10 protein-coding genes and 1 pseudogene are annotated in these 13,891 nt (G+C 58.8%); 9 read left to right on the top strand and 2 right to left on the bottom strand.

Features of this window, described 5'->3' with window-relative positions:
• Positions 1-107 precede the first annotated feature (107 nt).
• The 4 genes from QU667_RS09490 (at position 108) to QU667_RS09475 (ending at position 3,008) form a co-directional block, all read left to right on the top strand.
• Positions 108-755 carry a hypothetical protein gene (locus tag QU667_RS09490; RefSeq protein WP_304986933.1) on the top strand — a complete coding sequence of 216 codons (648 nt, stop codon included), beginning with the start codon at positions 108-110 and terminating at the stop codon, positions 753-755.
• 111 nt (positions 756-866) lie between these two features.
• The gene (locus tag QU667_RS09485; RefSeq protein ID WP_304986932.1) at positions 867-1,775 is read left to right on the top strand and encodes a hypothetical protein; all 909 of its coding nucleotides are present in this window, start codon (positions 867-869) and stop codon (positions 1,773-1,775) included.
• 203 nt (positions 1,776-1,978) lie between these two features.
• Positions 1,979-2,497, top strand: a complete 519-nt coding sequence (locus QU667_RS09480) for a YbjN domain-containing protein (RefSeq protein ID WP_304986931.1) — start codon at positions 1,979-1,981, stop codon at positions 2,495-2,497.
• Positions 2,498-2,522: 25 nt separating this feature from the next.
• A complete protein-coding gene (locus tag QU667_RS09475) occupies positions 2,523-3,008 on the top strand; it encodes a YbjN domain-containing protein (RefSeq protein ID WP_304986930.1) in 486 nt (161 codons plus the stop codon).
• Between the two features lie 50 nt (positions 3,009-3,058).
• Here the strand turns inward: QU667_RS09475 and QU667_RS09470 are convergent, their stop codons facing one another.
• On the bottom strand, positions 3,059-3,787 hold the full coding sequence (locus QU667_RS09470) for a flagellar brake protein (protein ID WP_304986928.1): 729 nt from the start codon (positions 3,785-3,787) through the stop codon (positions 3,059-3,061).
• A 196-nt stretch (positions 3,788-3,983) separates the two neighbouring features.
• Between QU667_RS09470 and QU667_RS09465 the strand changes: the two genes are divergently transcribed.
• Together QU667_RS09465 and holB are read left to right on the top strand one after the other, a co-directional pair.
• Entirely contained in the window at positions 3,984-4,439 is a 456-nt protein-coding gene (locus QU667_RS09465) for a YaaR family protein (RefSeq protein WP_304986927.1), read from the top strand.
• Positions 4,439-5,500 (top strand): DNA polymerase III subunit delta', encoded by a 1,062-nt coding sequence (holB, locus tag QU667_RS09460; RefSeq protein WP_304986926.1) that lies wholly within the window; start codon positions 4,439-4,441, stop codon positions 5,498-5,500. The genes QU667_RS09465 and holB overlap by 1 nt, the downstream gene beginning before the upstream one ends.
• Before the next feature lie 14 nt (positions 5,501-5,514).
• Here holB and QU667_RS09455 read toward each other — a convergent pair.
• Positions 5,515-5,636: pseudogene (locus tag QU667_RS09455) on the bottom strand (secretion protein HlyD); the annotation flags it as partial.
• 192 nt (positions 5,637-5,828) lie between these two features.
• Between QU667_RS09455 and QU667_RS09450 the strand changes: the two are divergent.
• From QU667_RS09450 to QU667_RS09440, 3 genes are all read left to right on the top strand, one after another.
• A complete protein-coding gene (locus tag QU667_RS09450) occupies positions 5,829-6,926 on the top strand; it encodes a regulatory iron-sulfur-containing complex subunit RicT (RefSeq protein ID WP_304986925.1) in 1,098 nt (365 codons plus the stop codon).
• Positions 6,919-7,662, top strand: coding sequence for a tRNA1(Val) (adenine(37)-N6)-methyltransferase (locus tag QU667_RS09445; protein ID WP_304986924.1), 744 nt, complete (start codon positions 6,919-6,921; stop codon positions 7,660-7,662). The genes QU667_RS09450 and QU667_RS09445 overlap by 8 nt, the downstream gene beginning before the upstream one ends.
• A gap of 164 nt (positions 7,663-7,826) precedes the next feature.
• Positions 7,827-13,844 carry an autotransporter outer membrane beta-barrel domain-containing protein gene (locus tag QU667_RS09440; RefSeq protein WP_304986923.1) on the top strand — a complete coding sequence of 2,006 codons (6,018 nt, stop codon included), beginning with the start codon at positions 7,827-7,829 and terminating at the stop codon, positions 13,842-13,844.
• Positions 13,845-13,891: the final 47 nt, after the last annotated feature.

The following is a 13,891-nucleotide window of genomic DNA, read 5'->3' as shown; positions in this document are numbered from 1 at the left end:
AGTCCGGCGGTGCTGAATTTATCCGTGCTTCCCTAATATGTTCAGCAAAAATTCAGTTTCCGATACTAGCATAGAGAGCACACAATGCATTGATGGGAGCGATGATCTTGCAAAAAAAATGGGGAGCGGCACTTGTTCTCTGCGCCGTTCTGCTGACGGGTGTCCGTTCCGCCGGTGCCGCCGAGGAGATTCCGCCGCACGTCTATGAGTGGGTGCAGTCGACGGCACGGCAGGGCTATTATTTCAACAAGGAGCAGATTCAGTATGCCGTGGACACGCACGGTCACATCGACCTCACGAAGATCGTCGTGCCGACGCTCCGCATCTATGACGAGATCCAGATCCAGGATGTTGTGTCGAAGCGCCGTTGGCGTATGCTGCCGCTGGACGGCTACAGCGATCTCTCGGGCGCTGCCGAGTATCTTCTGATCGACCTCGCGGCCGGGGTCGTCCACGTCACCGTGCACGAGGATCTGGACAGTGAGTGGGGGACGCTCACACGCGAGGAGAACGCGAAGGAGATCCCGCTCTCCACCCTCTCGGAAAAGGATGTCGAAAAGAAATTTTTCGATGCGATCATCAACTATGCAATCGGTCATCGGGAGGAGATGATCCGCCGGTCGCGCGGTATACTTAGCGATGCGGATCGCGCGGCGCTTGAGGCGAAGAAGCATCCGGAGCTTGTGCAGCCCGGCAATAGCCACGACAAGCACGCGAAGAAGGACAAGAAAGAAAAGAAGAAGAAAAAAGAATAGCAAAGGTTCTGTCGTCCGCCGTGTGCGCGACGGCAGTTCTTTTTTGTAGCTTTTTCCGCAAAAACAAGGTATAATATAGACAGGAACTACCAGCAAAGGAAGGGACACCGCATGACAGACAAGGAATGGATGCAGCTTGAACTGAACCGCATGGTACAGGCTGAAGGAGGAAAGGTCAGCGTGGAGCGCATGACCGAGATCGTTTCGGAGCTGAATCAGCGACTGCGTGAGAATCCGAATCTGCCGCGTGAGGTGAATACGCTCACTGCGGATGAACTGATCGCACGCGCGCGCAAGAAGAAGGGCGAGGAACGCTATCGCATCATCAAGCGTGTGCTGCGCATGGAGCCGGACAACATCACCGCCGCCAGTATGCAGATCGAGTACCTCGCGAAGAACGCCGACGACCGTGTACACCACTATGAGGATCTGACGCGCAAGGCGACGGCACGGCTCCAATCAGAGGGCGTGTTCTCGGAGGAGAACATCGGAAAGTTCTGGGCGCTACCCGCGACGAAGCCCTATATGTTCCTGCGGCTGTCCTATCTTGAGGCGCTTGTCGCAGCGCGCAAGCTGCGTCTGGCGGCAAAGGAGTGCGAGGAGATGCTGCGCCTCTCGGAGCATGACGCACTCGGTCGCCGCTACCAGCTCATGTTCATCTACGCGGCAATCGAGGAGGGGGATGCGGCGATCGCACTCTATCAGCGCTACGAGGAAGGTGTGGCGATGATGTACCTGCCTCTGGCGATGCTGTTCTATCGTCTGGGCAAGATGAAGATGGCGCGCAACTTCCTGCATGAGCTTGCCGCTGTCAACGTGGACACCGAGGAGTTCTTTGCACGCGGGGTGGAGGGGGATCTGCCGCAGCGTGCGCCGGGACGCCATGCCGGCTCCTTCGCCATTGGCACAATGGAGGAGTTCGGGGAGGCGGTGACGGACAACGGCTTTGCCTTCGTCGGGATGGATGCGTTCTTCGCATGGGGGCTGAGCGAGCTGCGTGCCGGCAGGGAGAGCGACTGACCTCTCCTGTGCGCTGCGATTCGGAGGAGCTGGGGGGCTTCTCTGAAGCGCAGTCGGGCGGCAGACAGCATCATGGAAAACGGGATTCAGATATGCGGCACTGCGGTGATTATATGCCCGCGCGGGCGGCTTGATCGCCTCTGTGCCATAGGAATGGGGACATATGCCCTGCGGACAGAGCAGAGCAGATATGGAGGGGACAAATGGGACTCTTTGACGGATTCAAAGGCGGTGAGGAGACCACCGCCCTGGAGATCAGAAATGCGATCAAGGAAGAACTTGACCGCAACGAATGGAACTATGAGATCAGCGATGAGAGTGAGCAGGATCATCAGGAAACGCATTTCTACATGAGGAACGAACTTGAGAACGACGAGCTGGTTACAGCGGTGGTTGTCGTGCGCGAGTACGTTCACCATGCCGATGGATTCATCAAGATCAAACTCTATGATATTGCCTATCTGGAGGAGTCCGACCGACGTGCTGCGCTCCTGGCGAAGATCAATGAATGGAACGGTGCGTTTCGCTATGTCAAATTCTGCCTCGACCGCGATCAGGATGTCGTCATCGACATCGACCTGCCGCTCGACCTGCGCAGGGGGGCGTTTCAGCCCGACAGTGTCATGGGGATGATGGGGGTCGGTATGCGCGTTGTGGAGAATGTTTACGACGACCTGATGGAACTGTGTACGCGTGGACATATGCCGCGTTCGCAGGAATAATACGCACGTTTGAATGGAGGATTCTATGGGACTTTTTGATGGCTTCAGCGGAAGCGACGAAGGACTCAAGAACAGCGCATTTGAAGCGATCAAGGCGGAACTGGACAAGCAGGACATGAAATACGGCGAGGACGCGACGGAGGATGGCGAGGAACAGATCATCCGTATGCGTCAGCAGCTTGACAACGGCAGCGTCGTGAGCATCGCGATCGTCGTCACCGAGCACGGCGATACGAACGATTTTATCAAGATCAAATACTTCGGGCTTGTGCGGCTCGACGAGAACTCGGATGAGAAGCTGTTCCATGAGAAGCTCAACGAGTGGAACAGTCAGTACCGCTATGTGAAGTTTGTCGTTGACGACGAGCGCGATGTGGTCGTAGACATCGACCTGCCGCTCGATCTGCACATCGGAGCCTTTCAGGCGGACAGCTTCATGGCGATGGTCGGCGTTGGCTTGCAGGTGCTTGAGGAGGTCTATCCGGAGCTGATGAAACTGCGCTGGGCGTGAGCTTGACACAAAGAGGGGACTGCACATCGTGCAGTCCCCTCTTTCCATATTCAGCTTCTCTTGGTATGGTCGATCTGCGGGATCTTCAGCCCCTTGCGCAGATAGCTCTGCTGGAGCTGGTAGATGCTCTGCAGCAACCGCTCCCGCTCCCTCTTTCCGAGGCTGTTCCCGAAAGAAATACCGATGTGATAGATCATACCGAGTGTCGTTTCAATCGGTGTCGCACGCCGGATCGACCCCTCCGTTTCAAGCGTTCCGATGTGCGGCAGATCGGGTACGCGCACGGCAAGCTGCGCATCAATGATCAGCGGCGCATCATGCACAAAGCAAAGCCCGCCGCCGCTGATGTCGATCAGCTCGACCTCGCGATAGTTCTTGAGGCTTCCGTGATCGCCCGGCAGTTTCACCTCGATGGACATCGGGATAGGGATACGGACATAGTCGCGCAGCTGAATGCGTTCCGCACGCGTGGGCAGATCCAGATACCAGACCGTATCCGGCAGCGGTGCGGCGGAGCGGTAGGCGACAGCGAAGTGGTAGACGCAGCCGGGACCCGTCAGATGACATTGAAAGACATGACCCGTCTCGGGGGTGTTGATGTATTTCCCAACGGGAATATCGAGACGAACGGCAAGAACATCTGCAGGTCCGGCCGCCGCCTGTTCCTCCTCGCTGTGTTCAAGCGTTCCGTAGTAGTCGATTTCAAGCGCTGCATCTACGATGTGGATGGCAGCGCCGTGGCGCAGGAGAGCGGTCAGTTTGTCCCCTTCCAGGATCATGCTGTCAAATCCTTTCTTTCTAAATGATGGATACATTCATCCGCATTCTCTTTCCGAGGAATAAGGATAACAGAGATGTACTGTAAAGTCAATTTTCACCGGAAGCGATAACTGCTTTGACTTTGGCTTTTGTTCGGGCTATAATAACAATCGGTGAATTATGTCGATTCATTAAGGAAAAGGGGCGGTGGACGCGGTGGCGATGAAGATAGACAGCAGCATAACGCGAAACACATCACTCGCGATGCCGCGTGCAGAGACGGATGCGGGTGTGCGCGGTGCGGCGACGGATTTCGGCATGGAGCTGGCGGATCAGGAGTCCGCGATGTCGCGCGAGGCGATGGATCGCCTGTTGGAGCAGATCGACAAGCAGGGCGCGCGCCTCTCAAAGTCGCCGACGTTCGACGAACTGCGCTCGTACCGCTCGCTCATTCAGAGCTTCATCGGTGAGGCGGTCGGCTCGATGTACGAGCTGCGCACACAGGCGGGGTGGGATCGCCTCGGGCGGCAGAAGGTCTACACATCGGTACGCAAGATCGACCGCAAATTGGAGGAGATGGCGGAGAAAATCCGTCTCGGGCAGTCCGACCAGCTCGACATCATCGCGAGCCACGATGCCATCCGCGGTCTGCTCGTTGATCTCTATATGTAATGGCACGGACAAAGAAAAATGTCGTTGTGTCCGCACCTGCCGGCGATGAGACCGTGCGGGAGGCGTTTCCGCGCGACTGGGCGGACATCTGCGGACATACGCAGATCATCCGCCGTCTGCGCGTACTTGCCGCCGCACAGCGTTTGCCCCATGCCCTCATCTTTTGCGGCATGGAGGGCATCGGCAAGCGGCGCACGGCACGCGTGCTCGCGCGGACACTGCTCTGCGCCGAGGCGGGAGATCACCCCTGCGGACACTGTGCATCGTGCCGCACAATGGCGGCGGGTGTGCATCCCGACTACTTCGAGACCGCGCCCGAGGCACGGGGCAAGAGTGCGGCGATGATCCGCACGGAGGCGGTGCGTGACATCCTCGTTGCCGCATCGGGGACGCCCGTTCAGAGCAACCGGCGCATCATCCTCATCGACGGTGCGGACTGCATGAACGAAACAGCGGCAAACCGGCTTCTCAAGACCATCGAGGAGCCGACGGGCGAGGTGCTCTTTCTCCTCGTGACGAGTGCCTACGATGCCGTCCTCCCCACCATCCGCTCGCGTGCCGTACGCATCGCATTCGGTGCGCTGCCCCGTGCGGAGATTGCGGCGGTACTCACGGAGCGCGGCGCAGAGAATGCGGAGGCGATCGCCGCGCTCTCCGACGGCAGCCTCGGGCGGGCATATGCGCTCGCGGAGGAGGGGCTCGCCCTGCGGGACGAGGCACTCACACTCCTCCTCCGCCTCCGCACCCTCGGCATTGAGGATATTTGGGCGTGTGCCGAGGCGCTTGGAGCACGCACACACGCGGAGCGGACGGCGTGGATCGGCTTTTTGCAGATGGCGCTGCGTGACCTGCTCCTCCTCTCCGAGGACGGCGCGAGCGATGCGCTCTGTCACATCGACCGCCGCGCAGAACTCACCGCGCTGTGCGCGAAGATGACCCATGCGGACATCTTTGCGCTCATGGAGGAGACGCGCCGGCTCGCGCAGCGTTTTGCGGCAAATGTGAACCCCGCCCTACAGATCGAGGCGTTTTTGCTGCGGGCGAGGAAGCCGTTTGTATGAGTGCTCCAAGATAAAGGAAGCACTGATAAATTCAGCACCGCCATCTTGACGCATCTTTTTTGCCCGCACTGTGCCCGCGATCCTCCACATAGCCCTTGCTATGCGTCCGGTTTGCCTCCTTGTTCGGACGAAAAATCTACGCCAATCTGACGGACTTCATTTTATCAGCGATTCCTAAACTTACGTTGTGCGGAATGGTGTCCCAAAGCGAACCATAGTGGAGCAAGTGAGTAAAGGGGGCAGAAAAGCACACGATCACTTGCGCAACGAGGCGTTTGCGCGGGACATCAAACGTGCGACGATACATATACATACCTAGGAGGAAGTTTTGCAAACGATTGTAGGTGTCCGCTTCAAACCGGCGGGCAAGATATACTCCTTCGGACAGGGGCAGCTGACCATTGTCGAGGGCGATTATGTCGTCGTCGAGACCACGCGCGGCATGGAGTGTGGCAGGGTTGTCATTCCGCCGCGTGCGGTGTCCGATGGATCCGTGCCGCCGAATCTCCGCGTCGTCCACCGCGTTGCGGATCCCTCCGACCTCGCACGCATCGAGGAGAATCATGCACGGGAGCGGGAGGCACACACCGTCTGCGAGGAGAAGATTCGAGAACTCGGACTGAAAATGAAGCTCGTCGATGTCGAGCTGACCTTTGACCTGTCGAAAATGCTCTTTTATTTTACCGCAGACGGGCGCGTGGACTTCCGCCAGCTCGTACGTGAACTCGCGGGCGTGTTCCGCACGCGCATCGAGCTGCGTCAGATCGGCGTGCGCGACGAGGCGAAGATGATGGGCGGTATGGGCTGCTGCGGGCGGCCGCTGTGCTGCGCGACCTTCCTCGGCGACTTCGTGCCCGTCTCCATTCGCATGGCAAAGGAGCAGAACCTCTCGCTCAACCCCACGAAGATCTCGGGCATCTGCGGGCGGCTCATGTGCTGCCTGAAATACGAGAGCGAGGGCTACGGCTGCGGCGGCTGTATGCGTGTGAAAAAGACCGAGTACACACCTGCGGTCAGCGACCGCGTCCTTGCCGAGGATGGGGAGGGACGCGTCGTGGCGGTCAGCGAACAGCGTCGTACGGCGACCATCCTGATGGACGACGGGAAAACCGTCGTTGCTGCATGGGAGGATGTCGCACGCGCCGAGGACGCGGAGCAGGAGGGCTGTCCGCAACGTACGCAGGAACGGACGCATACGCCGCACAGGGAGCGCAGAGAGCGTGAGCGTACGCCCCGTGACAGCCGTGCCGGACAGGAGCGGCGGGAGCGTCCCGCGCGTCGGCAGCACGAGCGTACAGAGCGTACGCCGCGCGACGGGCGCGAGAACCGTGTAGGGCAGGAACGCCCCGCAAAGAATCGCCGCCCGCACAGCAGACGGCGGCACAACCGTCCGCGTCCGCAGCGGGACGATGTACCGCATGAGTGAGCGGATCGACCTGCGCCCGAACGAGCGCATCGACGACCTCTCGTTGGGCGGACGGCGCATCATCCAGCGCACGGATGAATTCTGCTTTTCGATGGATGCCGTTCTCCTCGCACATTTCCCGACGCTCAGAGGACGCGAGCGCGTGCTCGACCTCGGCACGGGGACGGGGGTCATTCCGCTCCTCGTCGCAGATTTCGCGGCGCATATCACGGCAGTGGAGCTCAGTCCCGTGCAGGCGGAGCTTGCCGCGCGGAACGTCCGGATGAACGGACTCACAGAGAAAATAACGGTGCGGGAGGGCGACTATCGCGACCCTCCCGCTCTTTTTGCGTGCGGAGCATATGATCTCGTATTCAGCAATCCGCCGTACCGCCCCGTGACAAGCGGAGCTCTCAGCGTGGGCGCACGCGCGGCGGCACGTCACGAAATCACCGCGACCCTTGCCGACACCGTACACGCCGCATCGTACGCCCTCCGTTACGGCGGACGGCTCGTTCTGGTACACCTGCCCGAACGGCTCGGCGAGATCGTTCTCGCCCTCCACGCGGAGCACCTTGCCGTCAAGCGTCTGCGCATGGTACAGCCGCGTGCGGATCGTGCGCCGAACCTCATGCTCATCGAGGCGCTCAAGGGCGCGGCACTCACAGGGATGCGCCACGAGCCCGCACTCATCGTGCGCGACGCGGAGGGGCGGTATACCGAGGAGATTCGCAGCATTTATGGGCAGGAGATGTGAGGAACGCTCCAAACTAGTGATTGACGTTTTCAAACATCTGCCATATAATAGATAAATGAGAAATCCCCGTAGAGTAATGATTGCCTGTATGTCTGCGGGGGGGGGACATTCATATGAAAATGATGCCCCACACAGCAGGTTCGCTTTCGTGGAGGAGAGGAAAAATGCTCAAAGGAATGAAAGCAAAGCGGCAGCTCGCCGCATTTGTCGCGCTCGCCGTTGGCGGTGCGTTTGCAGGTGCGCCTGCGGCGTATGCGGCAGAGAGTGCGACCGTCAAGACTGGGGACAACATTGGCGGAAATGATGGGACAGTGGCACATCCCTACGGCGATATTGTCGGCACGAATCTGATGAACGGATCCGTAGCGGGCAACCATCTCACCATCGGAGAGTTAATCCTGCCAAGTCCTAATCTGCCGCGCGTGAACGGAACGATTACGGCGGGCGGCAAGGCGGCGACGACCGCAGACGTGTCGGGCAATACGCTCACCATTAACAACATCAACCTCGTCGGGAACGCCTATGCCGGCGAGGGTAAGGGGAGCGTATTCAACAACATCGTCGAGATGAACGGCGGCACGGTGACGGGCGAACTCCACGGCAGTCATGCAGAGAGCATGGTTCAGCAGACAGGGACGGGCAAAACAATCGAAAATACCGTTCGCATGAGCGGCGGCACGGTGACAGGGGCACTTTATGGTTCGTATTCTATCAAAGGCGGCGCGACGCACGGCAAGGTGGAACTCACGAATGCGGGCGGCACCGTGTACGGAACGGTCAAGGCGGGGGCGGACGGCATTGCCATCGCGGGCGGCAGGGGCAAGACCTCGGCGAACAACAACGATGTCGTCATCGAGCGCGGCACGGTCGAGGGCAAGGTCTACGGCGGCTATGCCGAGAATATCTCCACCAACGGAGCAACGGCTGCCAACCGCGTCACCATCGGTGATGTGAAGGGCGACTATACGCCGGATCTCACGAAGGCGGAGCTTTACGGCGGCAATGATACGGTTCACTACGGGAAAAACGAACTGACCGTACGGACAAAGAACGTTACCACGGTCTCCGCGAAGAATTTTGACAAATATACATTTGCACTGAATGCGGGCATCCGTGCGGGCAATACCATGCTCACGCTGACCGAGGACGGGAATGCGCTCGGGCGTAACGTGAGCCTCGCAGACTTCAAGGTCGATGCGACAGGTTGGAGCGGCAAGGGGGTCAATGCACAGAATCAGGATGTGACGGGCTACTATGGTGATGTCGGTACCGTTACGCTGATGAAGGACGGCAAAACGCAAAACAATCCTACACTGAGCAACCGTGCCTCAAACCTCTACATTACGAACCCTTCTGCCAAGCCGACGGGGGTCAGCGAAGACTACGAGTATCAGATGTCGGTGAACACTTATGTGACACAAGATCATCTTCTTGCTCCCCAACGCTCGACAACGTGGCGTGAGGTCAAGGCTACCTTCCATCGCTTCCAGAACGCCGATGCGACCTATAACAGTTCCGCTGCTGTAAACGGTGCTATCTACGGCGGCTATTCCATCTGGGAGAAGCGGAACGTCCGTGACAACAAGCTGAAAATTACAAACGCAGGAGGTACACTTCTGCCGGACGGAACATATCAGGGGACGCTTTCGGCATACGGCGGCAAGACAACCACAGGGGCAGATGCCATTAAAAACCAGCTCAGTATGACGGGCGGCGTGATGGCGAACCTTTACGGTGGTCATGCGGAACACGAGGGCAGTGTCAAGGAGAATGGGGTTGTCCTCACGGGTGGCACGGTAACAGGCGAGATCATCGGCGGACGCTCTGAGGGAACGGGCGTCGTTCATAAAAACACCGTCACCGTGGACAACGCAGAGGTCAAGGGCGGTGTCACGGGCGGTTCCGGCAAAACGACCGTCTCGGAGAACGAGGTCACCATTCAGGGGAACAAGATCGGCGATACCGTTTATTCGGTCATTGGCGGCGAAGTACGTGGCGCATCCATCGACGGCGACGACAGCACCGTCCGCACGGCGACAGGGAACAAGGTCACGATCACCGAGGGCGATATTCAGAAAATTGTCTATGGTGTCTACGGTGATTTCTGGGCATCGGGCAGTGCACAGGATACCTATACGCCGACTGTCGAGAAAAACATAGTCACGATCAGCGGTGGCTCTGCAAAGGACATCTGCGGCGCATATCTGAAGAAGATCGGTACGGCATTGGAGAACGAGGTCACGGTGACGGGGACGGCGAAGCTCGGCGATAAGATCTATGGTGCCTACACAGACGGTACTGCCCGTCTGGTGGGGAACAAGGTCACAATTCGTGCCGGCTCGGATGCCGTCGTCAACAACGTCTACGGCGCACTCTCCAACGGTACATGGTCCGACGGCAAAGGCACGGACGGCGAGGTGACGGAAAACAAGGTCACGATTGAAAGCGGCGACGTTCGCACCGATGTCGTCGGTGGAGAGAGTACCTCGTCGGCGTACAATGCCGCTGTCGTTACGAAGAACGAGGTCACCATCACGGGCGGCGTCGTCCATGGAAATGTGTACGGTGGCATCACACGTGCCGATCTTCCCACGGGCGGGGATAAACTGGAAAAATCGTCCGGTGGGAACATCGTCACCATCACAGACGGGCGCGTCGGAGGTTTGCGTGAGGACAACTCCGTCGTGGATACTGCCATCTACGGCGGCTATGCCCATGGGACGAACAAGACCGTTGAGACGGGGAACACGATCAACCTCGGTTCGCCGGACGGACAGTACAGCGCAGATCTCACGCATACGACCCTCTACGGCGGCGCAACGACAGCAGACGGCAACACACTGAATGTCAAGGCGAAGAACATCACCGTCAAGGCGGTTTATAACTTCCAAAACTACAGGTTCTTCCTCACCGATCAGATCCAAGCGGGCGACACCATGCTCACGCTGACGGGGCAGGATCCCTCGGGCAAACTCTTTACGGGGACGCAGAGCGTGGACTTTGCGAACTTCGGGCTGGATCTGACACGGATGTCGAACCGGCAGATTGCGGGCAGGGTCACACTTCTCGACGCCTCCAAGTCCAACGGGCTGTCGTTTACGAACTACGATCCGCAGGGCGCATCGGCGGCGACGAAGACGAACGGAGACTATGAGTATTCCCTGCGTACGGATACGGATACGGCACAGGGCAAGCAAGTCCTGCTCGACTACAACCGTTTCCGAAACGGCGATGTAAAATACGAAGCGACGGATAAAACGAAGGATCAGGCAGAGTGGTTTGCCGGCCTCTCCTACGGCGGGCAGACGACCACGCACAACCGCCTGATCATCGACGGCACGCTGACCCGCAGCATCGCGGCATACGGCGCCAAGACCCTCGGCAAGACGGGCGGCTCGGGCGGCACAACCGCCAATGACGGGAACACCCTCGAAATTCGCTCCACGGGCAAAAATCCCTTCTCTGTGACAGAGGGCTACGGCGGCTACATCGGTCGCAGCAACAATGCCGGCACAGTGCAGAACAACCGCGTCCTCATGGCGGGCGGCACGGCAGGGACGCTCTATGGAGGCTACTCGAAAGGAACGGGTGCGGTTACGGAGAATACCGTTCAGATTACGGGCGGCAAGGTGACGGGCGATGTCTATGCGGGCTATGCTGCGACCGCAGGTCAGGCGACGAAGAATACCCTCATCCTCGGTGCGGACAACGGCAGCTACGATGCGACCATCGAGGGCAAGATCTACGGTGCGAACGATACCGGTGCCGGTGCGGACAATACACTCGTCGTGCAGGCGGGCAATGTCTCCGTGCAGCAGGTGAAGAACTTCGACACCTTCAAATTTGTTCTCCACAACAACAACCTCATCGGCAAGACCATGCTCCAAATCAAGGGAGCGGGCGGTCTTGGCAACACGATTGATTTCAAGAAAATCACGGTGGATGCCAAGAAGTTCAACATTGACCCGACGTGGATGGGGTCGCACTCTCTGCGGCTCATTCAGAGTGCGGACGGGATGAACTTCTCGAACTACTCCGCGACGGATCTCACAAAGACCTACTATCCGAACGATCCCTACGAAGCCTATCTGCACATCAACGGCAACGAGAGCACGACGACAGCTGCGGGAACGGTCACGGGGCAGGATGTTCTGATGACAGTCAACCGTCTGCGTGACGGCGACCGCCGCTATGACGGCACGGATGCCAAACTCGTGAGCGATGAGGTGTTCACGGGTATCTCTGCGATGGGCTATGATGTGGAGCGGAACAAGCTCCTCATCACGGGAACGCAGGCAGGCGGCATCAAGACCTTTGCTGCGGCAGGTGTCACGACGGGTGAAAAGAAGGCGAACCTCACGGGCAACGCGCTCACCATCGACCGCGATGCGGCTCTGAGCATCCGTGACGTATACGGCGCCTATGCGAAGAACCCCGCGAGCGACGGAGAGATGAAGGAGAACAGCGTCGTCCTCCTGCACGGCAATCTCACGGGCAACATCTACGGTGCAAAGTCCGAGAGCAAGCTGAAGCTCTCCTCCAACCGCGTTCAGGTGATGAATGGCTCGGTTGTGGGCAATATCTACGGCGGATACTCGGTCAGCGGCGATGTGGAAAAGAGCATTGTCGATCTCGGGCGCGTTACCATCGGGAGCATTGCAAACAACGGCAGTCTGATCGGCGGCAATGTCTACGGCGGCTGGGGCAAGACGGCAAAGGACAACACCGTTACGCTGCGCGGTACGACCGTGAAGGGGCACGTCTACGGCGGTTGGCTTTCGACCGGTGCAGCGGCTCCCGTTACGGACGGCAATACGCTGAATATCTATGATATGGGTACGACGGTGGGCTATTTCGAGGGGTTCCAGAACCTCAATTTCTACCTCAGCCCGCAGGCGGATACGCGCCTTTCGATGCTGACGCTGACCGATCCTTCGCATAAGGATATTCGCGGGATGAAGCTGAGTATCGACATCAATGGAACCAGTGCGCCGATTCACAGCGGCGACATCATCAGCCTCATCAAGCTGCCCACGGACAAGAATCTCACGACGGACGACTTTACCGGCAAGGAGTATAAGACCACGAAGGGGGTTACGCTGAACTATACCTTTGGTCTTGAGACGCGCGGTACGCTTGCGAATCAGTCGCTCATCAAGAACGAGCTTGTCGCACGGGTGAAGAACATATCCGTAAACCCGCAGACGAAATCCCTTGTCGAGACACAGGCGGCGGCGATTGCGTTCCTCGGGAGCGGCTCCGACCTCCTCACGGATGTCGGCATCCCCGCAGCGGAGGCGGCGGCGATCCAGATCGCGGACATCGTGGACACCCCGTATGCCGGCAGTGAGAAAAACTCTGCGGCTGCCTCCGTTCCCCTCTCCACACTCGGCAGCTATCAGCTGTTTGCGGCGCAGAGCTTCGGCAATATGCGTCTCAAGTCCGGCTCCTACGTCGATACGAAGGGATGGAACCTCAACGTTGGCTATGCACGCCGCAACGACCTCATCGACCGCTCCATCACGTTCGGACCGTTCGTCGAATACGGGCGCGGCTCGTACGACTCCTATCTCGACGACGGCACGCACGGCAACGGCAAGACCGACTACCTCGGTATCGGTGTCATGGCAAAGACGGAGAGCGAGAACGGTCTGTACATTGAGGGCAGTTTGCGCACCGGCCGTGCAAAGAGCGACTACAGCGGCAGAATCGGCACGTCAAGCACCGGCTATGATCTGTCGAGCAACTACGTTGCCGGACATCTCGGCATCGGACAGAAGACGGAGCTGGACAGCGGCAACAAGGTCGAGACCTATGCGAAATACTTCTATGCGCATCAGGCGGGCACGAGTGCAAAGCTCTCGACCGGCGAGACCTACGATTTCGGCGCATCGACTTCGAGCCGCATCCGTCTCGGCACGCGCTACACCGTAAAGAACGACCTGAGCGGCGAGTTCTATGCGGGGCTTGCATGGGAATACGAGTTTGACGGCAAGGGTACGGCAGCTTTCGAGGGCTACAACCTGCCGGGGACAAGCCTCAAGGGCAGCACAACCCTCCTCGAACTCGGATACCGTTTCGCCCCCGTGGACAGCACCGTCACCTACGGTCTGAACCTCACGGCATTCAAGGGCAAGCGCAAGGGTGTCACGGGCGGATTCAACATTGCGTGGGCATTCTAAGACAGCTATATAAGGAATAAAAAAGAGCGGCGGTACGAGATGTTTCG

Source organism: Selenomonas dianae (assembly GCF_030644225.1).
GTDB classification, from domain to species: domain Bacteria; phylum Bacillota; class Negativicutes; order Selenomonadales; family Selenomonadaceae; genus Centipeda; species Centipeda dianae.
Note: the sequence above shows the minus strand (reverse complement) of the source record. Positions and strands in the feature narration are given on the sequence as shown.